Here is a 24,865-nt window from a genome sequence, read left to right on the forward strand (position 1 = left end):
TAGTTATCACTCGTGGGCTGGCCACCAGTGCGATCGCATAATTTGTCCACCCCCAGATACAAAAATTTTCTGGCGGGAAGGGAGTAACTTAGAATAAAACAGCCCTGTCAGAAGATATGGGGGCTTACCCAGGGTAATAAGCGAAGATGACTCAGCCAAATTATGGCGTTTTGATGAAAAATGCCTTGAACGAGATCAATAGCCTACGATCGCAATTAGCTGGGGTAGAAGCCCAAAAGAATGAGCCGATCGCCATTGTTGGTATGAGTTGCCGTTTTCCGGGCGGTGTCACCACTCCAGAGCGTTTTTGGGTATTACTGCGCGAGGGTATATCAGCCATTACAGAAATTCCTGCCGATCGCTGGGATGTGGATAAATATTATGATGCCGACCCCACATCGGTCGGGAAAATGTATACTCGTTACGGCGGTTTTTTGGATGAGGTCGATACATTTGAGCCATCATTCTTTAACATTTCTGCGCGTGAAGCCGTTAGCATGGACCCACAGCAACGCTTACTGCTTGAAGTCAGTTGGGAAGCTCTTGAATCGGCGAATATCGTTCCCGCAACCCTTTTTGATAGTTCGACTGGTGTATTTATCGGTATTGGTGGCAGCAACTACAAATCTTTAAAGATCGAAAACAGGAACCGGATTGGGCAAACCGATTTGTATGACTTAAGTGGCACTGATGTGAGCGTCGCTGCGGGGAGGATATCCTATATCCTGGGTTTGATGGGCCCCAGTTTTGCGATCGATACAGCTTGTTCATCTTCTTTGGTTTCTGTTCATCAAGCCTGTCAGAGTCTGCGTCAGCGAGAATGCCATCTAGCACTAGCTGGCGGAGTCGGTTTACTCATAGATCCAGGTGAGATGATTGGCCTTTCTCAGGGGGGGATGCTGGCACCTGATGGCAGTTGTAAAACATTTGATGCAAATGCAAATGGCTATGTGCGAGGCGAAGGCTGCGGGATGATTGCTCTGAAGCGTCTCTCAGATGCAACGGCCGATGGGGATAATATTCTTGCTATCATTCGCGGTTCGACGATCAATCATGATGGTCATAGCAGCGGTTTAACGGCTCCAAGAGGCCCCGCACAAGTCTCTGTAATTAAGCAAGCCTTGCATAGAGCAGGTGTTGCGCCAGATGATGTGAGTTATATAGAAGCGCATGGCACAGGCACCCCCCTTGGCGATCCTATTGAGATGGATTCATTGAACGAAGTGTTTGGTCAGCGAACGGAACCACTTTGGGTGGGTTCGGTTAAGACAAATATTGGTCATTTAGAAGCCGCCGCAGGCATTGCAGGGCTTATTAAAGTTGTCTTGATGCTAGAAAACAAGCAGATTCCCCCTCACTTGCATTTCAAGACACCAAATCCATATATTGATTGGAAAAATCTCCCCGTTAAAATTCCGATCGCGCTTCATGCTTGGGATGACAAAACATCGAAGGATAGAAAGCGGATTGCAGGCGTTAGTTCTTTTAGCTTCAGTGGCACCAACGCCCACATTGTGTTGTCTGAAGCCCCATCTAGCGAACCAATTGGCGATCGCGCGCGAATCGAAAGACCATCGCACTTGCTGACCCTTAGTGCCAAGAATGAAGAAGCGTTGGCTAACTTAGTTAGGCGCTATCAAGAGTTTCTGAGGGCTACTGATGCAAGTCTTGCTGATATATGCTACACAGCCAATACAGCACGCACCCATTTTGCTCATCGCCTTGCTCTATCTGCCACTTCATGCCTCCAAATGCAGGCTCATTTGGCCGCTTATCAAGAAGGGTCAGTAAGTTTGGACATCAATCAAGGTTACGCCCCTTCAAACATTCGTAAACCGAAGGTCGCTTTTCTGTTTACAGGTCAAGGTTCGCAGTATGTGCAGATGGCGCGAGAACTTTATGAGACCCAGCCTACCTTCCATGATTGTTTAGATCGCTGCGCCGAAATCTTGCAATCCATTTTTTCATCAAGAAACAGTCCGTGGGGAAACCCACTGCTTTCGGTGTTATATCCAGACCATGAGTCAAACGAAATTGACCAGACGGCTTATACCCAACCTGCCCTTTTTGCCGTAGAATACGCGCTTGCACAGATGTGGCGATCGTGGGGAATCGAGCCAGATATCGTAATGGGCCATAGCATAGGTGAATATGTGGCAGCTTGTGTGGCGGGTATCTTTTCTCTGGAGGATGGTCTCAAACTCGCTGCCGAAAGAGGCCGTTTGATGCAGGCACTACCGCAAGATGGCGAGATGGTTGCTATATCGGCCCCCCTCAAGGAAGTGAGGTCGGCTATTCAAGCTGACCGCCGAGTTGCGATCGCAGCAGTGAATGGGCCACGAAGCGTCGTCATTTCGGGCGATCGCCAAGCCGTACAAGTCGTCACCAACACGCTAGAACTTCAAGGAATCCGGTGCAAGAGATTGTCCGTTTCACACGCTTTCCACTCTCCATTGATGGAACCAATGCAGCAGGAGTTCGCACAGGTGGCGAGGGAAATTAACTATAGCGCTCCCAAAATAGCTCTTGTCAGTAACCTAACAGGCGACTTGATTTGCGATGAGTCTGCTCTTGAGGAAGGAGCGATCGCTTCTCCTGCTTACTGGGTAAATCATGTGTGCAATCCTGTGCGTTTTGCTGATGGTGTTGCAACTATGCAAGCGCAGGATGTCAGAGTCTTCCTCGAAGTTGGCCCAAAACCGATTTTGTCAGGATTAGTGCAACAATGTTTTGACGAGACTGCCGATCGCGATCGCCCTGTCACTATTCCCACGTTGCGCCCCAACCAACCCAACTGGCAGACACTGTTGGAGAGTTTGGGGAGACTGTATGCGCTTGGTGTCCAGGTAGATTGGGCGGGCTTTGATGGCGATTACGCCAGACGCAAGGTACGCCTACCAACCTACGCCTGGAAGCGTCAACGTTATTGGATCGAGGAACAGGCCGCTCCACCTTTAGAAACCACAGAAATCCGTCCCTCGACTACCATTGTGCAGCATCTCCAACAAGGCAACGTGCAGCAAATCATAGACCTTTTGGTGGCGACGGATGTACTTTCAGGCGACGCACGGGAAGTCCTACCCAGCATCATCGAACTGTTGGTAAAACAACAGCGTCAGGAAGCGACACAAGCGCAAATCTACGATTGGCTTTATGAAGTAGTTTGGCAACCGCAGTTGCTGCCGCTATCTACTTTACCTGTCAAAGTACCTGTCGTGGCAACAGAGGGCAGACAATGGCTCATCTTTGCCGATGCTAGTGGCTACGGCGAAGCACTTGCAGCTCAATTACGCCAGCAAGGGGATATAACTACGCTCGTCTATGCTGGCCAAGAATATCGCTCGGCTAACAATGAACAAAATACTGAGGGGGACACCCCATATTTTCGGATCGATCCGACGCAAGGGGAGGATTATGAAAGGTTGTTGGCTGTTCTCCCTCGCTTGTACGGTATCGTTCATCTTTGGAGCTTAGATATACCGAGCTTGGATAGAGTATCAGACCTAATCGAGAACGTACAATTAAATACTGGCACTCTGTTACATTTGCTACAGGCAGTCGTGCAACTTGAGACGCGCACTCCTAGCTTGTGGCTCGTGACAAACAACGCGCAAGCTGTGCGTAAAGACGATCGCGTAGTCGGAGTGCTTCAGTCACCCTTATGGGGCATGGGCAAGGTGATAGCCTTAGAACATCCTGAACTCAACTGTGTATCGATCGACCTCGATCGCGAAGGGCTTCCAAACGAACAGGCAAAGTTTCTGGCGGCTGAACTCCGCGCCGCATCTGAGTTCACACGCACCGCCATCCCACACGAAAGTCAAGTCGCTTGGCGCAATGGAACTCGCTATGTGGCACGGCTCAAGCGTTATCAGAAGCATCCCGCGACATCACCAAAAATGCTGATTAGACCAGATGCCACATATCTGATTACAGGTGGCTTGGGTAGTTTGGGCTTGCTGGTGGCGCGGTGGATGGTCGAACAGGGGGCTACTCATCTAGTGCTGATCGGACGCGGCCAACCCCAACCAGCCGCCCAACAACAACTGCAAGAGATAGCCGCGCTGGGTGCAACGGTGACGGTGGCGCAAGCCGATGTTGGGATACGCTCCCAAGTGGCTGATGTGTTGGCACAGATTGACAAGGCATATCCTTTAGCTGGTATTGTTCATGCTGCTGGTGTAGTGGACGATGGGATCTTGTTACAGCAAAATTGGGCGCGTTTTCGCAAGGTGTTCGTCCCCAAACTAGAGGGGGCTTGGCATCTACATACACTAACTAAAGAGATGTCGCTTGATTTCTTTGTTTGTTTCTCTTCAAGTGCAGGATTGCTAGGCAATGCTGGACAAGCTAACTATGCTGCCGCAAATGCCTTTCTGGATGCCTTTGCTCATTATCGGCGAAGACAAGGCTTGCCAGCGCTCTCGATTAACTGGGACGCTTGGTCTGATGTGGGAATGGCCGCACGTCTCAAACAAGCTTCTTCACAAAGCGCCACAGTTGGGCAAGATAGTAGCACTTTGGAAATTGCACCAGAACAGGGATTGCAACTCTTTGCCTATCTGTTGCAACAACCATCCGCCCAAATTGCAGCCATTTCCACCGATGGGCTTCGCACGATGTACGATACGCGCTCGGCCTTTTTTGCTTTGCTCAATCTTGACATATCCTCCTCCACTACCCAAGAGCAATCTACACCTCCTCATGAAGTTGGCCCTACCTTGCTCGAACAATTGCAGCAAACTCGGCCAAAAGAGCGAGAGAAAATGTTGCTGCGCCATCTACAGACGCAAGTTGCCGCTGTCTTGCGTAGTCCCGAATTGCCCGCAGTCCACCAACCCTTCACGGAGTTGGGGATGGATTCGTTGATGTCACTTGAATTGAGGCGGCGTTTGGAAGAAAGTCTGCAAATTCAGATGCCTGCAACGCTTGCATTTGATTATCCTATGGTGGATCGTTTAGCTAAGTTTTTATTGACTCAAATCGACATACAATGTGAGCCAGATACCTCAGTAATTCTCACATTAGATGAAAATGCGGAGGACAAAGATAGTGACAAAGAAAGAAGTACCAGCGCTGCTGTCGATCCCAGTATTACTTCCATAACAGAAGATTTATTCGCACTTGAATCCTTACTGAATGAGATGAAAGGAGATCGACAATGACAGAAAAGATCGCAGCAAATGAAGATGCAGCTACATTACTTCAGCGTGTAGGGGTAGCCCTACAGGAAGCACGCCAACAACTTCAAGCGATGCAACGCCGGGCGCACGAACCGATCGCAATTGTGGGGCTGGGGCTGCGTTTTCCGGGCGCGGATTCACCACAGGCATTCTGGAAACTACTTCAGAGTGGTGTTGATATGGTAACTGAAATCCCCTCCGATCGCTGGGCAGTCGATGACTACTACGATCCCAAACCTGGGCAGTCAGGCAAAATGTATATTCGCGAAGCTGCATTTGTTGATGGGGTGGATAAATTCGATGCCTCTTTTTTTGATATTTCGCCACGCGAAGCGGCCAGTATAGATCCCCAACATAGAATGCTTCTTGAGGTGGCTTGGGAGGCATTTGAAAGGGCTGGAATTGCTCCAAGCCAATTGATGGATAGCCAAACGGGGGTCTTTGTTGGGATGAGCGAAAATGATTATTACGCTCACCTAAAAAATACTGGCGATCGCGATAATGTCTATGCTGCAACGGGCAATAGCAATTATTATGCTGCGGGGCGTTTATCCTATCTGTTGGGACTTCAAGGCCCTAACATGATTGTCGATACCGCCTGTTCCTCCTCCTTAGTGGCTGTACATCTTGCCTGTCAAAGTTTGCGGCTAGGGGAGTGCGATCTGGCGCTGGCTGGTGGCGTTCAGCTCATGTTAATACCAGACCCGATGATTGGGACTGCCCAGTTAAATGCCTTTGCGACTGATGGTCGCAGTAAAACATTTGACGCTACCGCCGATGGCTATGGACGGGGCGAGGGTTGTGGCGCGATCGTACTCAAACGGCTCAGTGATGCGCTGGCAGCAAAAGATCCAATTTTAGGCGTGATACGGGGTAGTGCAGTCAATCATGGTGGGCGCAGCAGTGGCTTAACTGCTCCCAACAAGCTGGCTCAGGAAGCCTTGCTACGACAGGCGCTACAAAACGCTAAGGTTCAGCCTGAAGAAGTAAGTTACATCGAAGCGCATGGCACGGGGACACAACTGGGCGACCCGATTGAAGTGGGAGCATTGACGACAGTCTTTGGCTCCTCTCGTTCAGAACCCTTGTGGATTGGCTCTGTGAAGACCAATATCGGACACCTAGAACCAGCCGCCGGTATTGCAGGGCTGATAAAAGTCGTTTTATCATTACAAGAAAAACAGATTCCTCCTTCTCTCCATTTCAAAAACCCGAATCCCTTCATTGATTGGGAATCTTCGCCAGTTCGAGTGCCGACACAATGTATACCTTGGTCTGCGAAAAACTGCATCGCTGGGGTGAGTTCGTTTGGTATGAGTGGCACAAACTGTCATCTAGTCGTAGAAGAAGCACCTGTACGCCAAAACGAAAAATCAGAAAATAGCCCTGAACGTCCTTGGCACATTCTGACGCTTTCAGCCAAAAACGAAGCGGCGCTCAACGCCTTGGTAGCCCGTTACGTGGCATTTCTCCATGAAGCGCCCGCCATGTCCCTAGCCGATCTATGTTACAGCGCAAATGTCGGGCGCAATCATTTTGGCGATCGCTTAAGCATTGTCTCCGACTCGATCGCGCAGTTAGCAGAACAATTAAAACACTATCCACAGCGGCCCTCAATGCAAATGCAGCATAATGTGGTGCCAGATAATCAATTAAGCCCTAAAATCGCTTTTCTGTTTACTGGCCAAGGGTCACAATACATCGATATGGGGCATGAGCTTTATGAAACTCAGCCCACCTTCCGTCATATTATGGATGACTGTGACGGCATTCTGCGTCCATTACTGGGTGAATCAATTCTGAACATACTCTACACTTCACGTAGCACGACGCAAAGCTACTCGGAAGATTCGCCACTCGATCGAACCGTTTATACCCAACCTGCCCTTTTTGCTTTTGAATATGCCCTAGCAAAGCTATGGATATCATGGGGCATTGAACCTGATGTCGTGCTGGGACACAGCGTGGGTGAATATGTGGCCGCTTGTCTGGCGGGTGTCTTTAGTTTAGAAGATGGGCTAAAGCTGATTGCAGCGCGTGGTCGTTTGATGCAAGGCTTACCTCACGGGGAAATGCTTAGCATCAGAAGCGATGAGAAGCGAGTAGAAGCGACGATCGCGCCTTACCGCGCAGATGTGGCGATCGCGGCTATTAACGGGCCGCAAAGTGTGGTCATCTCTGGCAAAGATGAAATTATAGACAAGCTAGCAGCACAGTTTGAATCGGAAGGCATCAAAACACACCTGCTCGCAGTCTCTCACGCTTTCCACTCGCCAATGATGACTCCCATACTAAACGCATTCCGAGACGTTGCTAGAGCCATCACCTATAAGTCACCCAGCTTGTCACTGATTTCTAACGTTACCGGACAATTGGCAACAGACGAGGTAGCCACACCTGATTATTGGGTGCGTCATATCCACTCTACCGTCCGCTTTGCCGATGGTATTGCCACATTGCAAGAACAGAATACTGACATCTTCCTAGAAGTGGGGCCCAAATCAACATTGTTGGGCATGGCAAAGCAGATTCATAGTGACAACGGTTCAGCTAGTCATCCGCTTATGCTACCTAGTTTGCGCCAAGAGGGTAGCGATTGGCAGCAGATGCTTTGTACGTGCGGTCAACTCGTAGTTAATGGAGTCGAGATTGACTGGGCGGGCTTTGACAAGGATTATTCGCGGCACAAAATATTGTTGCCTACCTATCCATTTCAGAGAGAACGACATTGGGTCGAAAGTACGCTCAAAAAGCCCCAACAACAAGGGGTCGGCCCAATGTTGGATCAGATGATTCGGCTGCCATCAGAGAAAAAGGTGGTGTTTGAAACCGAGTTTGGCGTGCGACAGATGCCTCATATCTACGATCATCGGATTTACGGTGAAGTCATTGTACCGGGGGCAGTATTAGCCTCCTTAATCTTCAATGCGGCGCACGTTTTATACCCAGACTATCGGCATGAATTAACCGATATTGCTTTTTACCAACCAATTATCTTTCACGACGATGATACTGTCATCGTGCAGGCGATTTTCACACCCGATACGTCACGCGAGAATCAAAGCGATCGAACATTCCCACCCATGACCTTCCAGATTATTAGCTTCATGCCGGATGGTCGCTTAGAGAACGAACCGAAAGTCCATGTAACAGGGTGTCTTCGTATGTTACGCGATGCCCAACCGCCAACACTCTCCCCGAATGATATACGTCAGCGTTGTCCGCACACCGTAAATGGTCATAACTGGTACGATAGCTTAGTCAAACAAAAATTTGAAATGGGGCCCTCCTTTAGGTGGGTACAGCAACTTTGGCATGGGGAAGATGAAGCATTGACCCGTCTTCAGATACCAGAGGCGATCGGCTCCGTATCGGGACACCAACTTCACGGCATATTGCTTGATAGTTCGCTTTCTACCACTGCTGTCATGGAGTACGAGTACGGGGACTCCGCAACCAGAGTGCCTTTGTCATTTGCTTCTCTGCAACTTTACAAACCCGTCACGGGAACAGAGTGGTGGTGTTACGCGAGGAAGGTTGGGGAATTCAAATATGACTTCCAGATTATGAATGAAGCTGGAGAAACCTTTGCTAAAGCCATTGGCTTTGTACTTCGTGAAGCCTCTCCCGAAAAATTCCTGGGAACAACACACATACACAACTGGCTTGTAGACATTGAGTGGCAAGCTCGATCGAGTGATGCGATCGCTCCTTCTGATGGTGCTATCTCTGGTAGTTGCTTAGTTTTATCAGATCGGAGCGGAATAGGGACTGCATTGGCGGAAAGGTTGGACACTGCTGGGGTGAGAGCGATCGCGATACAGGCGGAGCATATACTGACCAACTACGAGCCGATATTCCCTACCTTGCCAGATTTACAACAAGTCGTCTATTTATGGGGGCTGGATCGAAAAGACGATTCTCACCCCATGCAGCAAGCACAAGATAACTGCACGGCAGTGCTACACCTTGTACAAGCCTTGCTCAAAACATACGCAAACCCGCCAGCACTCCTGATTGTCACCTGTGATGCACAAGCGGTGGTTGAATGCGATCGAGTAAATGGCTTCGCGCAATCATCTTTATGGGGGCTTGCCAAAGTCATCATGCTAGAACACCCAGAATTGTCCTGTGTCTACATGGATGTAGGGGCCGGATATTCACGGGAAGAGGTGGCTGACACGATATTTACACAGCTAACAAGAAGCCATCTATCAAGCGATGCCTGCGGCGGGCTGCGCCTACGCCAAGAGAGTCAGTTGGCTTGGCGCAATGGTCAAGCATACGTGCCACGTCTGGGCCGATACAAACCTAAATCCGAACAAGCACTTGAGATCCGCAACGATAGCACCTATTTGATTACTGGCGGATGGGGCGGTGTCGGATTACAAATCGCACGGTGGTTGGTGGAACAGGGGGCAAAACATCTCGTTTTGCTGGGGCGCAGTCAGCCTAGCACCGAAGTTCGTCTGGTGTTGGATGAACTAGAAGCAGTAGGGGCGCAAATCATCGTGGCTCAAGCCGATATTAGCGATGAGAACGCATTGGCGCAGATTTTGACCGATCTGACCGTACCTTTGCGTGGTGCGATCCACGCCGCAGGAGTGCTCGATGATGCGAGTCTGCTCCAACAAACCCCAGCCAAACTAAAAAAAGTCTTGTTGCCAAAGGTACAGGGGGCTTGGAATCTGCATAAGCTGACCCTTGAGCAGCCACTAGACTTCTTTGTTCTCTTTTCTTCTGCCAGCTCTCTGTTGGGCGCACCTGGGCAGGCGAACTATGCGGCTGCCAATGCCTTCTTAGATGGCTTGGCTGCCTATCGGCAAGGGCTAGGGCTACCCAGCCTCTCCATCAACTGGGGGGCTTGGGATGAAGTCGGCATGGCGGCACGACAAGGGCTACTGGACAAAATGCAGCAAAGAGGCGAAGAGGCTATCCCGTTACAGAAAGGCTTAGAGCTTTTCGGCGAATTACTGAACGAGCCAGCCGCTCAAATTGGTGTCGTACCAATTCAATGGACTCGCTTCTTGGACTATCAAAAAGGCAATTCACCTTTTTATGAGAAGTTTTCTAAGTCTAGTTATAAGCAAGCTTCGTATGATTCTACCAAAATAGAAGATATTCAGACAAAACTAAAGCAAGCTGCCCCACAAGATCGACCTAAATTGTTAGAAGTTCACCTTCGCTCTCAAGTCGCTCAATTGTTAGGAATAAACGCGGCGGAGCTACCAAATGAAGAAGGAGTCGGTTTTGTCACATTAGGTCTTGACTCGCTCACCTCTATCGAACTGCGTAACAGTTTACAACGCACGTTAGATTGCTCATTGCCTGTCACCTTTGCCTTTGATTACCCAACCATAGAATTAGCGGTTGAGTACCTCACAGAAATCGTACTCACGCCGATGGAAAGCGCAGCATCGCAGCAAGCAGACTCGTTGCCGAGTAGTTTGCAGAACCTCGATCCCTCGTCCGTCGGAACAAGCGTTGATAACAAAACAGATGTGCTAGACAGTACGATGGAAAAGCATACGCCTGGTACAACAGATGAGGATGAATCTTTGTCTACCATCCTGCAAAAATTATCGAAACACCTAGATTAGGTGTCAATACGGTTCAGTTAAGGCTATGCAGTGCTTAACAACTCACGTCCCATTACTACCACGAAGAATTCTTTCAATCAAGTCCCTCTGATATGCTAACCGCGTAATTGCTGATAAATCAATAAAACTTAAGGTGGCGATCGCTAAAATTAGTGGGCGATCGCGGAGGCACTTAATCCGGTATCTTGTAGCCAAGCAGTCAAGTGGTCGATTGTCTCTATGGCAGCAGCAATTTCTTCGGAAGTGGGCATTTTTGCTCTTGAGTTTTCCATGTGTGCAATTATTGCAGAAATTATCAACAGAAATTAGGGAGTGCTCAATGCCGATTCCAAAATTCGCAGAAGCTACACTTCGCCAAAACAGCAGCCCCCAATCTTTTGAGCGCGGTGAAACCTACTATCGTAATGACGCAGTTGAAGCCCTCACCTTGCGTGGTAAGATCCTCCAAGCTGAAGTAGAGGGTAGCCAAGCTCCATCCTACCGCGTCAGGCTTAGCTTTGAAAGCCAAAATTTAGCCGAAGCCTCTTGTACCTGCGCCTACAGTTTCGGTGGGTGGTGCAAGCACATTGTTGCTACTCTCTTAGTTTGCCTGCACCAGCCACAAAAAATTGAAGAACGTCCCACTTTAGAACACCTATTAGATCGCCTCAACCACCAACAAACTCAACTCCTGCTGCAAAATCTAGCCGCAGAACAACCCGATCTTATCGATCGCATTGAACGCCACATTAATCGTATTGTTAGTGTTACCCGCGATCAAAAATCCCCAACTGTATCTCCCAAAATTAGTACAATTAATACAGCCCCTTACCGTCAACAAGTTCGCCAAATTTTGCGCGATGCTGAGCGTTATTTAGAAGATGGGGACGAGGAAGATCCAATTACACCAGATATTCTTGACTTAATTTCAGAAGCCCAAGAATTTAGTCAATGTGAAGATGGCAATAACGCGATCGCCATCTTGCAAAGTATTACCGAAACCTGCATAGAACATTGGGATGATGTCGCTGATTATGGCGCATATAATGAGGGCATTGTTGAAGCACTCAATGAAGCATGGACGGAGGCTATTCTCTGTGCTGAACTCACTAAAGAACAGCAGATAGAACTCCAAGAAAATCTTACAAATTGGCAAGATGAATGGGATGCTAATTTTGCCATGAGTTTAGAAGCATTGCGCCAAGGTTGGGACTTTCCACCCCTACAACTTATCCTGCAAGGAAATATTTTAGAGCGAGGAGTTTGGGAAGGAGAAGCACCCGATTATGCGGAGGATATTGCTCTGATTCGGTTGCAAATTCTAGAGCGGCGAGAACGGTATGAAGAATACTTGTACCTGGCAAAAGCAGAAGGAATGAATCAACAATATTTAGTAATGTTAGTTAGTTTAGGACGAATTTCAGAGGCGATATCGACTGCCAAAACTCTGATGACATCAGTAGAAGAAGCAAAAGCCTTAGCTTTTGAACTGCGGAAACAGGGAGCAAAAAGTCAAGCACTAGAAGTAGCTCAAGCGGGGTTTTCCTTGGAGGGACATTGCCTGTATGAACTCGCAACTTGGGCAAGCAATTTAGCTCTAGAATTAGGCGATTGTGCTACTGCTATGAAAGCCAAAATTAAGGCATTTTCTGCCCAGCCTTCTTTCGAGGATTACCAGAATATTAAGGAGTTATCTGGAGAGGAATGGGAAACTCTAAAAGTTGAGCTTTTAACTAACATTAGCTCCCAAGATAGATGGGGAATTCAGGAAGCTAAGGTAAACATTTTCTTGCATGAAGGGCTGATAGATAAAGCCATAGAAGTTGTCACACCCTTGAGTTATTATCATTCTCGGCTCATTCATCAAGTCATGGAAGCTGCTATCCCTTACCGCCCAGATTGGGTAATTAAAAATGCGAGCCAGGAAGCTGAATCAATTGTTAATCGAGGTAAAGCAGATGTTTATGATGTTGCCATACAATGGCTGCATAAAGTTCGTAGTGCTTACCTGCAATCTAATCGTCAATCAGATTGGTTAATTTATCGCAATTCTCTTGTAGAACAACACGGCCGTAAACGAAAATTTATGGAATTACTCAAACCGCTTACTTAAGGAAATAAAATTGAAACTTAATTTGAATTAATTTAGGGATTAAGCGCAAGAAGATATCCCCTAACGGGAGAAGTTGAAAACAATTAACTTCTCAAAGGTTATGGACTCTAACACGACTTTAATTGGCTTCTCAAATACTTGCTCTAAACCTGACAACGCTCCCCCCAGTGAAGTCAAAGAAGTGGTAGCGGTAATTTTTCCTTTTCTCAGTCTGCCTCCTTTCGCTCAACTTCCCTTTAAAGTAGGCGATATCGTCAAATCTGGCAATTATTACGGCACGATAACAGCCCTCAATGAAACCGATAGACCTGTAATAATTACTTGGGATGCTAGTAACATAGTTCCAAAACTTCCGATCTTTCAATAACAAACCATTCGTGATATAAAATTGCCAGAAAAAAGTTTTCTCCCTTGACGCGATCGCAAACTGCATTTTATCTAGAATTTCTGTCGATAAATTTTCTAGTTTCATTTTCATTGTCAAATTTAAGAATAACAAACACGGATTTAAACGCAGATACCAACAACAGACAATTAAAAAATGAGTTCATCATTCTCAAATTTCAAGCAAATTATCTCTGTATCTGCGTTCAAAATCCGTATTTTCACCCTACATTTCCTGCATTAACCGCAGATAATTCTGCCGCATCTCTGCCATATTGTCCATCATTTTATTAGCCATGTCTTTCTCAACATCACTCATTTGCTGCCAAAAAGCAGCCGATCGCCTCGCCGCGATCGTATCTTGCCATAGCATCTCCAAAAGTTGCGCCGCCATTGGATTTTCAGCGTCTATAAGGTTGCACAATTGCTCAAACGCTCGATTTGCCTCGACGTGATTCGTAACATCCTGGGCCAGCATCAGGCACTTCTTCAGTTCAAGAATGGGATTTTGAGAAGAGTAAGTCATAATTAGAATCAGGTTAAGCTACAAAAACTATACTGCCATTCACCCCGACATAGTTATTATGACTCTAACACTTAAAGACTTAGAGCGGATGCAAACCACCCTCCAAGAATCTCATCAGGACTACCAACTAGAACTTGTAGAAGGGAAAATTAGCGTTATGGGGCCTTGTGACATCACATCCAGCGAAATCGGCGCTAGGTTAAGCTACTTTCTAAATGTGTGGGTCATTCCGCGCAAAATGGGGCGCGTGTATGACTCCAGTGGCGGCTTCATCCTCCCCAATCCTGATGCAGATTTACGTGCTCCTGATGTATCCTTTGTCAAGGCCGAAAAGCTCAAACGCAGTCAAAGAAGTTTTGTGCAGCTAGTCCCCGACTTGATGGTAGAGATTAAATCTAAAACTGATAGAATTAAACTCATTGTTGAAAAAATCGAATCTTTTTTAGCACTCGGATCTCAAGTTGGCCTCCTGGTTGACCCTGACAAAGAAACAGTTACTATTTATCGTCTTACAGGTGAGCCTGTAGTGTTAACTAGCAGCGATACTTTGACGATACCAGAATTATTTCCTGGTTGGGAGTTGCCAATTTCTGAACTTTGGCCGCCAGTGTTTGATTAATAGTTAAAATATCGTGTCACACTAAATAATTGATTTCAGTTCAATTCTAACTCATGGATAAAAAACTGCGCGTCCTCTCTGGAGTTCAACCAACCGGTAATCTCCACCTTGGTAATTATCTCGGTGCTATTCGTAACTGGGTAGAAGGTCAAAGTCAGTATGAAAATTTCTTCTGTGTGGTCGATTTACACGCGATTACTGCACCCCACAATCCAGCAACGTTAGCGTCAGATACTTACGCGATCGCAGCTTTGTACTTAGCTTGCGGTATAGATTTACAACATTCTACCATCTTCGTGCAGTCTCACGTCCCCGCTCACACTGAATTAGCATGGTTGCTTAACTGTATCACGCCGATCAATTGGCTGGAAGATATGATTCAGTTTAAGGAAAAAGCTGTCAAACAGGGAGAAAATGTAAATGCGGGTTTGCTAAATTACCCCGTGTTAATGGCGGCGGATATTTTACTCTATAATGCCGATAAAGTGCCCGTGGGGGAAGATCAAAAGCAACACTTGGAACTTACCCGCGATATTGCTGTCAGATTAAATCATCAATTTGGTACACCGGAAAATCCAGTGTTGAAACTTCCCGATCCCCTAATTCGCAAGGAAGGGGCCAGAGTGATGAGTTTGACTGATGGAACTCGTAAAATGTCTAAGTCTGACCCTTCGGAACAAAGTCGGATTAATTTGCTAGATTCCCCAGATGCGATCGCTAAAAAAATTAAGCGCTGCAAAACTGACGCGGTGCGAGGTTTGACCTTTGACAGTAGCGATCGCCCCGAAGCTAGAAACTTATTGACACTTTATCTGCTACTCTCTGGGAAAACTAAGGAAGATGTTACCGCAGAGTGTCAAGATATGGGTTGGGGTGAATTTAAGCCATTGTTGACAGAAACGACAATTAACGCGCTCAAACCGATTCAGGACAAGTATAAAGATATAATGGACGATCGCGGCTATCTGGAATCAGTTTTGCGTCAGGGGAAGGAACAAGCTAGTGCGATCGCCAACCAAACGCTTACAAAAGTTAAAAAAGCCTTTGGTTATTCTCTCCCTGATTGATAGGTAAAATAAGTTAAAACCCCCCAGCGAATATAATTCGCTAAGTAATGCGGGAACACAAACAAAGTCCCCCTACGCGGACTATAAAAAAACCAGGTTGTTAAAACCCGCGTAGGCGGGTTTAGTTTGTGTAGAAGCGGTTTTAACCGCCCAGTTTTAGAAACTCAATAACCAAGTAAAATCTCAAATATCAAATCGGATGAATCGTTTTCGTACCGCCTGCAAAACCCCTGGAGAATTTATCATTACCGCCGAGGTGACACCGCCCAAAGGCGGCGACCCCACCCACATGATTAAAATGGCTCAAACTCTCAAAGATAGAGTCCATGCAGTCAATATTACCGATGGCAGTAGAGCCGTATTGCGGATGTGTCCTTTGGCAGCTTCCGTAATTTTATTACAACACGAAATAGAACCAATTTGTCAAGTAGCTTGTCGCGATCGCAACCAAATCGGTATTCAAGCTGACCTCATGGGCGCTCACGCTTTAGGCATCAGAAATATCCTAGCATTAACAGGCGATCCAGTCAAAGCAGGCGACCATCCCAAAGCCAAAAGTGTTTTTGATTTAGAAGCAGTAAGATTGCTGCAATTAATTCAAAAAATGAATTGCGGTACTGACTGGAATGACAAACCTTTAACCGATGGCATTACCGAATTATTTGTAGGTGCAGCCGTCGATCCTCAATCCCCTAGTTGGTCAGGATTGCAAAGTCGATTCGAGAAGAAAATAGCAGCAGGTTCTCAATTTTTCCAAAGTCAATTAATCAGCGATTTTGAAATTTTAGATAAATTTATGAATCAAATCGCCGCAGGTTGTAACAAGCCAATCTTAGCAGGAATATTTCTACTGAAATCTGCAAAAAATGCCGAATTTATCAATAAATACGTACCCGGCGTTAATATCCCCCAGCACATAATCGATCGTTTAGCAAATGCTTCAGAACCTTTAGAAGAAGGGATAAAAATTGCCGCAGAACAGGTTCAATTAGCGCGGCAACTTTGTCAAGGAGTTCATGTTATGGCCGTGAAGCGGGAAGATTTAATTCCCCAAATTCTGGATAAGGCCGGAATTCCACCACTAACTTAATTACAATGGAATGGTTGTCAACCCCTATCTAGCAGCTAATTCATACCCGAATTAGATTTGTCTTTGTTACTGCGCTGCATTTTAATTAGTTCCCCTTTAGAAGCAATCAAAGAATTTCGTAAAGGTATTAGTAGCAATGACTAATTCAGAATTACCCAATCCCGATCGAGAACATATCAAAATAGTAGACTCCCAAATCTCAGAAGTAACCGTCTACACAAATCAAGCGCGGGTGACGCGCCGAGGTTTAGTAACATTAACTGGGAACGAGAAAGAATTAGTTATCGCCTCTCTCCCCCGAACAATTCAAACTGAGTCTGTAAGAGCAACTGGTGCCGGTACAATAGCAGTAAACTTATTAGGGGTTCGCACAGAACAAATCTTTACAACTGAACCAGTAGAAGAAAAAAATAGATTATTATCTAAAAGAATCGAGCAGCTAGAAGAACAAAAACGCACAATTGCAGATCAATTAACAGCGCGAAAATTACAACTTAAATTTGTCGAAGGATTAAGCGATAAATCAGTCGGTTTCTTTTCTAGTAGTCTGGCAAAACAACAGGTTGGCTTGAATGAAACTGGAGAATTATTAAATTTCTTAGGACAAAATTACCGGAAATATATCGGCGCGATAGCGCAGCTAGAAAAACAGCAGCAACAGTTAGATAAACAATTACAAGCTATCCGCAGACAATTACAGCAAATACAAAATCATCGTCCTCAAGAAAGTTTTAGCATTTTTGTTGCCATAGAAGCAAGTGAAAGTGGCGATTTTGAATTAGAAGTGTCTTATATGATAAATCGAGCCAGTTGGACACCACTTTATGACTTGCGCGTAAACACCACCGACAACCAAATTAATCTTAGTTACTTAGCCGAAGTCAATCAGAATACAGGTGAAGATTGGACAAATATAGCACTCACTTTGTCTACAGCTAAACCAGGATTAGGAACTTTACCGCCTAAGCTTGACCCTTGGTATATCGATGTATTTCACCCAATACCTATCGACAAGCCAGAATTTATGAGACAAAGAACTATGAGAAAAACCGCAGCCAGCGAAGAAATATTTAGGGCCGCAGATATGGTATTGGAAGACGAAGAAAATCTAGGGAGCGTATTTCCAGCATCCGCACCCATAGCCGCTCAAACGGCGACAGCCACAGTTTCTACAGAAGGCGGTGTAGTCACATTTCAAATAGGAGGAAATAGCAATATCCCTAATGATGGAAATCCGCAAAAAGTAACTATTTTTAATGAAAATTACCCCAGTCACCCTGAATATATTGTTCTTCCTCGATTAGTTAGTTTCGCCTATTTACAAGCAGTTGTAACTAATCCTCTCACTGGAGCGACATTATTACCAGGGAAAGCTAATATCTTTCGGGACAACACTTTTGTTGGTACAACCCAGTTAGAAAATATTGCCCCTGGCCAAGAATTTAAGCTTAATTTAGGTATTGATGAAGGGTTAAAGATTGAGCGCGAGTTAGTTGAAAGACAAGTAGATAAGAAATTAATCGGTAATCAGCGACGCACGAGTTATGCTTATCGGCTGATCATTACAAATTTACGACAAGTCTCAGCAAGTTTGACCCTGAAAGAGCAACTACCAGTGAGTCGCAACGAGCAAATAAAGGTGCGCCTTACTCTGACTAATCCAAAGGTACAACTAGGAGAAATGGGCTTGTTAGAATGGGTAATCGAGCTTCCACCTCAAGGTAAACAAGAGTTATACTATCAGTTTGTCGTCGAGCATTCTCCTGACTTAAATATATTGGGTTTAGATATTTAGCTAATAGTTAGTGGTTAGTGGTTAGTGGTTAGTGGTTAGTTGTTAGTTGTCATTGCAAGCCAAGCGTTGGCGTAGCCTGCCCGTTAGGGCTTAGCAATCGCAATACTTTGAAACTACTGCGGCGTACCAATTACCAATTACCAATTACCAATTACCAAATTCTAATCATTGAGAAACTCACCTTCACAAATAATTTCCGATCTATTGATCAAATCATCTGGGTCCCAAAGAGAGCCTAAAGTTGTATTGAAATATTCCCCACCATTATTAACTTCCATGCGCGGTGCTTCTTTGGAGTAAGCTTTAACATGAGGAGTGCAGCGCTGCGCCTGATAGAAGAAATAAGCTTCAGAATTGATGCACATTACGTGATAGAAATCCTTATTAGCTCCTGGTGCATCTCCCAATTTATATCGCGCTAAACCCCTATTTAGATAAGCTTTAACGTAAGTAGGATCGAGCTGTAATGCCTTGTCAAAATCTTCAATTGCCAGCTTCATTTCTAGCAATTTATAGCGAACACAACCTCGGTTATAGAACGCATAAACATTTGTTGGATCGAGCTTGAGTGCTTCATTATAATCATCAATTGCTTTCAGATTGTCTCCTAAGTGGTGATAGGATAAACCACGATTGATATAACCCTTGATGTAAGTGGGATTAAGCTGTAATGTTTGATTAAAATCATCAATTGCTTTCTGCTTATCTCCCAAAAGATAGTAAGCCCGTCCTCGATTGTAATAAGTTTTATAGTTACTAGGATTAATAGCTATGGCTCGATCGTAATCGTGAATTGCCGCATCGTATTCTCCTAAATTTGCTAGAACCAGCCCTCGATTATTATAGATTGCATCGCTTTGAGGATTGCTTTCTAGTGCGCGGTTAAGATCCTCAATTGCTTTTTGATTTTCTCCTAAATGTCGCCAAGCATTTCCTCGGTTGAGGTAAGCCTCAAACAAATCAGGGCTAATATCTAGTGCTTGGCTAAGATCTGTAATTGCTTTCTGGTAATCTTTAAGATAATAGTAAACTAGGCCGCGATTGTTATAAGTTTTGGCATCGCTAGGATTGATTGCAAGTACCTGATTGAAGTCCGCGATCGCATCTTCGTAGTATCCTTTTTTAGCTTTGTTTAAACCACGCTTGTACAATTGCTTAATATTCATCTGCTTTCTCCCTTAGAAATACTTGGCAAGGTACAAAATTTAATTGGTAATTGGTAATTGGTAATTGATAATTGGTAATTGATAATTGGTAATTGATAATTGGTAATTGATAATTGGTAATTGGTAGTTATAAGAAGTACCTACCCTTAAAAACTTGTATTAACAACTAACCACTAACAACTAACCACTAATAACTCACAACTAACCATTAACCATTAACCATTAACTATTCCCTGTATTGTTCTTCAATATACATTGGCACGACCTCCAATTCTGGAAGCTGAATCAGTTCTTTTTCTGTTTCCTTTTCCTTAACCGATATAGGCAAAAGCACCGTTTTTGGCTTTTCAATCCAACAACTTGCTAAAGGTAAAGTTTGCTCCAAATCTTCTAAAGGTCGAGGAATTACCATCACCGCATTTAACTCACCAATGCGCTCAGCTTCGTACATTCCCGCCTCAACCGCCATCGCCACATCTGCTACTGCACCTCTGATAATAGCGGTACACAAACCCGATCCAATTTTTTCATAGGCGGCTAAGTGTACTTCGGCTGACTTGAGCATAGCATCGCAAGCACCGACCATTGCCGGGAAGCCCCGCGTTTCTAGCAGGCCAATCGCTTGATTGCTCAAGCGAGAGTGACCACCGCTAAGGGAAAGTTCGGACAAACGTGCCCCAATTGGAAGTACCTCTTCCAAGTTTGGTAAAGGTCTAGCAATCACTAACTTAGAAACAAATTGCCCAAATTGTTCGGCTGTCTGAGCACCCGACTCTACGGCTAAACGGACATCAGAAATTCTGCCACGCACGATCGCCGTACAGTAACCGCTGCCAATTTTTTCATATCCTACTAAAGTCACCCCCGCTGACTTCAGCATCATATCAGCAGTCCCAACGATCGCAGGAAAACTTCGGGTTGATACTAAACCCAGAGCCATATCCTTAAAGCTTTGTTCGTGGTGCGATCGCTCGTAAGCGATTGGTCTTGGGGTGTGGGTGTCCATTTTAAACCTCCATTAGAGGATAGTTACTCAAAATAAATACTTATCTATAGTTTTAGTTTGACAGAGCCCAAGACAGATTGGCGAAATACTCATAACTTCATTACTGCCACAAAGCATTGGCGATCGCGATCGGGCCAATTATAGCGAAATCTGCACGCAATTATGCGGAGCTACTAGGAGGGGGAGCCTTACCGTTTTCCTCATTCTTAAAGTATGCCCGATGGGGAAACAGCGTCGTCATCAGACTATTTATGTGAGCTTGACCGTGCATAATCCCCATGGACATTGCAGGTTCTGGCGATCGCTCTTCTTTGGCTGACTCCGGTACTGACTGTGCGATTTGTTCCGGTACTGGCTCTGAGCTCGCCTCTGCTGTCGCGGGGACTTCCACAGGCGGCTTAGCAGGCTGTGGAGCTTCTACACTTGCCGTTACTTGGCGGCTACTATCTCCGATCAAAGAACCAGCAGCCAACATTTGCGAGTTCTCAATTGCAGGATTTAAAATTGTCACCCCTGAGCCAATACAGGCATTAGCGCCAATTTTCCCAGCACCTACCACCAGCACCCCTGTTCCCAGGATAACGCCAGCTTCTACGATCAGAGTACCTCCACGGGCGTGGAGGATCGTGCCCATACCGATGCAAGCACCGGATGCGATCGCTATTTTACTATCCGGCTCAGCTTTGAGGATGACACCAGGCGCGATCGCCGCGCCCTCATCAACAGTTACATCGCCACTCACATAAATCTGAGAGTTGCTAAGTAGTTGCAGTGGCGATACGTACATAATTGGTAATTGCTAATTGCTAATTGCTAATAAAAGCAGTACCTACCCGATGGAAAACTGCTAGAGCGGTTTTAAGGGAGGGTTTAGCGGATATTTTTGCAACCAACAGATAACTTCTGTACAAAACCCGCCCACTGCGATCGGGGCGGGTTCAACAGATATTTAAGGACGTTGGATGAGTTCTTCAAGAACCCGCCGCTTCGCTTTAGGGTCAATCCCAATCAAGCGCACGTATTCACCCTTATGCTCGTTCATACAGCCTTCCAGAGCAGCAAGCACTTCAGCTTCGCGATTGGAATCAATCGGAGAGCAAGTATGCCAAGAACTGGTACGGAAGCGGCGCTGATCGGCGTGTTCCGTACCAATTTTGTAACCTTGTGCCAGTAAGTTACGTACCTTCTCCACCGTCCCTTGAGCCAAGGAACCATTACTGGAATGAGAGCTATAAGCTTTAGAGCTATAAGCTGCCGAAGCTGTTCCCCCATTAGCCTTAGCTGTTTGAGCAACAGGGCCGTCTGGTCGCTGGATAATCTCTTCAAGTACCCGCCGCTTCGCTTTAGGGTCAATCCCAATCAAGCGCACGTATTCCCCTGCGTACTGAGTCATCAGCGCCTCGATCGCCGCAATTACTTGGGCTGTGCCTGTCGCCTGAATTGACGCTCCGCTTTGCCAAGAACTGGTGCGGAAACGACGTTGGTCGGCGTGTTCAGTACCAACTTTGTAACCCTGAGCCAAAAGGCCGCGTACTTGTTCGGCAACTTCTGCACTCAACTTGCCACTTGACACAGAACCACTACTGTGATTACCGTAAGCAACTTTCCCATTAGACTTCGGAGCCGCAGAACCATTAGAGTTATTCTCTCCTGGCCGTTGGATAATTTCTTCCAAAACACGACGCTTAGCCTTGGGGTCAATCCCAATCAAGCGCACATATTCACCCTTGTGCTCGTTCATCAAAGATTCCAGAGTCGCGAAGACCTCACCTTCACGCTTACCTTGCAAAGAAGGCCCGCTTTGCCAAGAACTGGTGCGGAAGCGACGCTGGTCTGCATATTCTGTTCCAATGTTGTAACCTTGAGCCAAGAGGTTGCGTACCTGCTCAACGGTTTGCTGATTCAATTGGCTACTTGACGAGCCTGCATAGCTAGTTTGCATCTTCGGCGACCCATTTTTAGATGATGATTTATTCCGTTCGTCACGAAGCGGCGATATGCACGCGATGTTATCAGCGCAGCGATAACCTGCTCTGAGAGCATCATTAATTCCCACTACGTGGCGGGCAAAATGCAAATCCGCGTCGTGGACATCCGGCAAGCGGTCAGCTTGTTGCTGGTTAGTAATGATTGCTCCCGAAGGCACATACTTACCTTCGGGAATTTCCACATCCTGAATTAGCGCGTGCATCATGATAATGCAGCCATTATTCACTCTGGCATTAAACACAGTTGAGCGAAAGCCGATAAAGCAATCGTCACCGACATAAGCCGGGCCGTGAATTAAGGCCATGTGGGTAATAGAAGTATTTTTCCCAATCCAAACGGAATAAGACTTGCCATCGTCCCCTTCTACTCTGCCTTGCTCTAGACCGTGAATTACTACTCCGTCTTGAATGTTAGTTCCGTCCCCAATTTGGAAAGGAGTACCTTCATCAGCCCGGATAGATGTTCCCGGAGCAATCAGCACGTTAGAACCAACTTGCACGTCTCCAATAATATTGGAAAAAGAATGCACGTAGGCTGTATCGTGAATTTTTGGCTCGGCTAAGTTCTTCGACCAAGGAGTCGGGGGAGCCGCAATGCTGCGGACTGCCATAATTACATTTCTCCTACATTGAACAAAATTTTGTTAACAGTTAACAGTTAACAGTTAACAGTTAACAGTTAACAAATTGCATAACTAGCGGGAATCGTCCTTTTTACTGTAAATGAGGCGATTTTCTACACTGACAGTATCAATAATCCCTACTACGAGAGCGTCTATCGGACGATGTTCGTTCCCTTCTGCTTGACGGGCGGCACTGCCGCGAGTAACTAGAACCCACTCATCAAAACCAGCGCCTACACTATCTGCTGCCACCTCATATCCGGGCATGGGTGCGCCTTCCTCATCTATAAACTGCAACAGCAGCAGTTTTGATCCTCTGAGACTCGGCTCTTTTTGGTTACTGACAACTGTGCCGCGAACTTTGGCAATTTGCATTTGATGGGATTGGGAAGTTTTGATGTGTTAAGCCTGAAATCTTAAGTCTGAAAGCTCAAGTCTGAAGTCTCAAGTCTGAAGTCTAAAATCTGAAGTCTAAAATCGAGTTTTATCCTTCACGCTTCATTAGATGCTCCGTCTTATGGTCTGTTCAGAGGGCGGATGCCGCTGACGCTTTCCCGGAACTGTTCTACAGCTTCGGTGTAGCGGATGGGCAGGACGTATTCTAGGTTTTCGTGGGGACGAGCGATGATGTGGGTAGACAAAACTTGGCCGCCATTAACTCGCTTGACTGACTCAACGCCAGCGGCGACTGAGGCTTGCACTTCTGAAACGTCACCCCGGACAATTACTGTCACGCGAGCGCTACCGATTTTTTCATAGCCTACGAGGGTGACGCGAGCGGCTTTCACCATCGCGTCGGCAGCTTCTACCACTGCTGGGAAACCGAGGGTTTCGATCATGCCTACTGCAATTGCCATTGGTTTGACTCCTAAATTAAGATTTGCAGAAATATACGTTTGATAAGAAGGGGTTGCAGTTTGCTTGAGGGCAAACTTGCAATTTTTAGTAGCCTCGGAATTGTTCTACGGCTTCGGTGTAACGAATTGGCAGAACGTATTCGAGGTTTTCGTGAGGGCGGGCGATGATGTGGGTGGAGACTACTTCTCCGCCGTTTACCCGTTTGACTGATTCAACGCCGGCGGCGACTGAGGCTTGCACTTCTGAGACATCGCCCCGGATGATGACTGTCACGCGGGCGCTGCCGATTTTTTCGTAGCCGACAAGGGTGACGCGCGCAGCTTTCACCATCGCGTCAGCGGCTTCGACTATAGCCGGGAAGCCTTTTGTTTCAATCATTCCAACAGCAATTGACATATTCGATCTCCTTTGAGATTTAGCAGAATCAAAGGTGCAAATCTTTGAGATTTCTGAAAATTTGGACGGGAAGCCCCACCCATTTCAGCCTGGGAAAACGGTTTTAACGTTACCTATTTTAAGAATAGGAGAATGGGGCCCCGTTGACAATATAAACCGCCATTATAATTTTTAATAAGAAAAATTAAATTTAGTAATGCGTCAATTAACTTAATAATTCTTTAATAAAGTTAATATTCATAGATGTACTTGCCTTTCAATTATCGCAATTATGATCTAATTTGTTGAATAAGTAAATATGCTGATATAACTTCAGTTTGCTGTGGGGGATGGGGCAGATTTTTGGCGATCGCACTTTCTACTATTTGGGGCTCAAAGCGGTATATTTAAACAAAATAGAAAGTATTTTGCCAAAACTCTATAATCCAACTTTGGTCTGACTTCTAGAGTTGATCGGACTTACGCGGCAGAT

17 protein-coding genes are annotated in these 24,865 nt (G+C 46.0%); 8 read left to right on the forward strand and 9 right to left on the reverse strand.

Annotated elements, in window-relative coordinates; all coding sequences use genetic code 11:
• Window positions 1-146 precede the first annotated feature (146 nt).
• The 4 genes from OSCI_RS24120 to OSCI_RS24135 all read left to right on the forward strand — a co-directional run bounded on the left by OSCI_RS24120 (window position 147) and on the right by OSCI_RS24135 (window position 13,242).
• The gene (locus OSCI_RS24120; RefSeq protein ID WP_007357805.1) at window positions 147-5,165 is read left to right on the forward strand and encodes a type I polyketide synthase; all 5,019 of its coding nucleotides are present in this window, start codon (window positions 147-149) and stop codon (window positions 5,163-5,165) included.
• Window positions 5,162-10,783 carry a type I polyketide synthase gene (locus OSCI_RS24125; RefSeq protein WP_007357806.1) on the forward strand — a complete coding sequence of 1,874 codons (5,622 nt, stop codon included), beginning with the start codon at window positions 5,162-5,164 and terminating at the stop codon, window positions 10,781-10,783. Before OSCI_RS24120 ends, OSCI_RS24125 begins: the two co-directional genes overlap by 4 nt.
• A gap of 319 nt (window positions 10,784-11,102) precedes the next feature.
• Window positions 11,103-12,875, forward strand: coding sequence for an SWIM zinc finger family protein (locus tag OSCI_RS24130; RefSeq protein WP_007357807.1), 1,773 nt, complete (start codon window positions 11,103-11,105; stop codon window positions 12,873-12,875).
• Between the two features lie 100 nt (window positions 12,876-12,975).
• Window positions 12,976-13,242, forward strand: a complete 267-nt coding sequence (locus OSCI_RS24135; protein WP_007357809.1) for a hypothetical protein — start codon at window positions 12,976-12,978, stop codon at window positions 13,240-13,242.
• Window positions 13,243-13,485: 243 nt separating this feature from the next.
• Here the strand turns inward: OSCI_RS24135 and OSCI_RS24140 are convergent, their stop codons facing one another.
• Window positions 13,486-13,785 carry a hypothetical protein gene (locus OSCI_RS24140; protein ID WP_007357810.1) on the reverse strand — a complete coding sequence of 100 codons (300 nt, stop codon included), beginning with the start codon at window positions 13,783-13,785 and terminating at the stop codon, window positions 13,486-13,488.
• Window positions 13,786-13,843: 58 nt separating this feature from the next.
• On the opposite strand from OSCI_RS24140, the gene OSCI_RS24145 reads away from it, so the two are divergent.
• From OSCI_RS24145 to OSCI_RS24160, 4 genes are all read left to right on the forward strand, one after another.
• Window positions 13,844-14,404: a Uma2 family endonuclease gene (locus OSCI_RS24145; protein ID WP_007357811.1), complete on the forward strand. Its 561-nt coding sequence runs from the start codon at window positions 13,844-13,846 to the stop codon at window positions 14,402-14,404.
• A gap of 53 nt (window positions 14,405-14,457) precedes the next feature.
• On the forward strand, window positions 14,458-15,471 hold the full coding sequence (trpS, locus tag OSCI_RS24150) for a tryptophan--tRNA ligase (RefSeq protein ID WP_007357812.1): 1,014 nt from the start codon (window positions 14,458-14,460) through the stop codon (window positions 15,469-15,471).
• A 199-nt stretch (window positions 15,472-15,670) separates the two neighbouring features.
• Window positions 15,671-16,561 carry a methylenetetrahydrofolate reductase gene (locus OSCI_RS24155; RefSeq protein WP_007357813.1) on the forward strand — a complete coding sequence of 297 codons (891 nt, stop codon included), beginning with the start codon at window positions 15,671-15,673 and terminating at the stop codon, window positions 16,559-16,561.
• Window positions 16,562-16,697: 136 nt separating this feature from the next.
• On the forward strand, window positions 16,698-18,356 hold the full coding sequence (locus tag OSCI_RS24160) for a mucoidy inhibitor MuiA family protein (protein ID WP_007357814.1): 1,659 nt from the start codon (window positions 16,698-16,700) through the stop codon (window positions 18,354-18,356).
• Between the two features lie 161 nt (window positions 18,357-18,517).
• Here OSCI_RS24160 and OSCI_RS24165 read toward each other — a convergent pair whose 3' ends face one another.
• From OSCI_RS24165 to OSCI_RS24195, 8 genes are all read right to left on the reverse strand, one after another.
• Complete coding sequence (locus OSCI_RS24165; protein WP_007357815.1) at window positions 18,518-19,522, reverse strand: tetratricopeptide repeat protein; 1,005 nt, start codon at window positions 19,520-19,522, stop codon at window positions 18,518-18,520.
• Entirely contained in the window at window positions 19,519-19,653 is a 135-nt protein-coding gene (locus OSCI_RS32530) for a hypothetical protein (protein WP_407635874.1), read from the reverse strand. The genes OSCI_RS24165 and OSCI_RS32530 overlap by 4 nt, the downstream gene beginning before the upstream one ends.
• A 95-nt stretch (window positions 19,654-19,748) precedes the next feature.
• Complete coding sequence (locus tag OSCI_RS24170) at window positions 19,749-20,528, reverse strand: carbon dioxide-concentrating mechanism protein (RefSeq protein WP_007357816.1); 780 nt, start codon at window positions 20,526-20,528, stop codon at window positions 19,749-19,751.
• A gap of 160 nt (window positions 20,529-20,688) precedes the next feature.
• Window positions 20,689-21,315 (reverse strand): hypothetical protein, encoded by a 627-nt coding sequence (locus OSCI_RS24175; RefSeq protein WP_007357817.1) that lies wholly within the window; start codon window positions 21,313-21,315, stop codon window positions 20,689-20,691.
• 162 nt (window positions 21,316-21,477) lie between these two features.
• Window positions 21,478-23,127 (reverse strand): ribulose bisphosphate carboxylase small subunit, encoded by a 1,650-nt coding sequence (locus OSCI_RS24180; protein WP_007357818.1) that lies wholly within the window; start codon window positions 23,125-23,127, stop codon window positions 21,478-21,480.
• An 84-nt stretch (window positions 23,128-23,211) separates the two neighbouring features.
• Window positions 23,212-23,514, reverse strand: coding sequence for a EutN/CcmL family microcompartment protein (locus OSCI_RS24185; RefSeq protein ID WP_007357819.1), 303 nt, complete (start codon window positions 23,512-23,514; stop codon window positions 23,212-23,214).
• Between the two features lie 140 nt (window positions 23,515-23,654).
• Window positions 23,655-23,996: a carbon dioxide-concentrating mechanism protein CcmK gene (locus OSCI_RS24190; RefSeq protein ID WP_007357820.1), complete on the reverse strand. Its 342-nt coding sequence runs from the start codon at window positions 23,994-23,996 to the stop codon at window positions 23,655-23,657.
• Window positions 23,997-24,081: 85 nt separating this feature from the next.
• Complete coding sequence (locus OSCI_RS24195) at window positions 24,082-24,393, reverse strand: carbon dioxide-concentrating mechanism protein CcmK (protein WP_007357821.1); 312 nt, start codon at window positions 24,391-24,393, stop codon at window positions 24,082-24,084.
• Window positions 24,394-24,865 lie beyond the last annotated feature (472 nt).

This window comes from Kamptonema sp. PCC 6506 (assembly GCF_000180455.1).
Taxonomy (GTDB): Bacteria; Cyanobacteriota; Cyanobacteriia; order Cyanobacteriales; family Microcoleaceae; genus Kamptonema; species Kamptonema formosum.

Coding starts and splice junctions, on each gene's coding strand:
- OSCI_RS24125 (WP_007357806.1), top strand. CDS start 5,162: ATGACAGAAAAGATCGCAGCAAATGAAGATGCAGCTACATTACTTCAG.
- OSCI_RS24190 (WP_007357820.1), bottom strand. CDS start 23,996: ATGGCAATTGCAGTAGGCATGATCGAAACCCTCGGTTTCCCAGCAGTG.
- OSCI_RS24195 (WP_007357821.1), bottom strand. CDS start 24,393: ATGTCAATTGCTGTTGGAATGATTGAAACAAAAGGCTTCCCGGCTATA.
- OSCI_RS24140 (WP_007357810.1), bottom strand. CDS start 13,785: ATGACTTACTCTTCTCAAAATCCCATTCTTGAACTGAAGAAGTGCCTG.
- OSCI_RS24145 (WP_007357811.1), top strand. CDS start 13,844: ATGACTCTAACACTTAAAGACTTAGAGCGGATGCAAACCACCCTCCAA.
- OSCI_RS24165 (WP_007357815.1), bottom strand. CDS start 19,522: ATGAATATTAAGCAATTGTACAAGCGTGGTTTAAACAAAGCTAAAAAA.
- OSCI_RS24180 (WP_007357818.1), bottom strand. CDS start 23,127: ATGGCAGTCCGCAGCATTGCGGCTCCCCCGACTCCTTGGTCGAAGAAC.
- OSCI_RS24130 (WP_007357807.1), top strand. CDS start 11,103: ATGCCGATTCCAAAATTCGCAGAAGCTACACTTCGCCAAAACAGCAGC.
- OSCI_RS24120 (WP_007357805.1), top strand. CDS start 147: ATGACTCAGCCAAATTATGGCGTTTTGATGAAAAATGCCTTGAACGAG.
- trpS (WP_007357812.1), top strand. CDS start 14,458: ATGGATAAAAAACTGCGCGTCCTCTCTGGAGTTCAACCAACCGGTAAT.
- OSCI_RS24175 (WP_007357817.1), bottom strand. CDS start 21,315: ATGTACGTATCGCCACTGCAACTACTTAGCAACTCTCAGATTTATGTG.
- OSCI_RS24155 (WP_007357813.1), top strand. CDS start 15,671: ATGAATCGTTTTCGTACCGCCTGCAAAACCCCTGGAGAATTTATCATT.
- OSCI_RS24135 (WP_007357809.1), top strand. CDS start 12,976: ATGGACTCTAACACGACTTTAATTGGCTTCTCAAATACTTGCTCTAAA.
- OSCI_RS24160 (WP_007357814.1), top strand. CDS start 16,698: ATGACTAATTCAGAATTACCCAATCCCGATCGAGAACATATCAAAATA.
- OSCI_RS24185 (WP_007357819.1), bottom strand. CDS start 23,514: ATGCAAATTGCCAAAGTTCGCGGCACAGTTGTCAGTAACCAAAAAGAG.
- OSCI_RS24170 (WP_007357816.1), bottom strand. CDS start 20,528: ATGGACACCCACACCCCAAGACCAATCGCTTACGAGCGATCGCACCAC.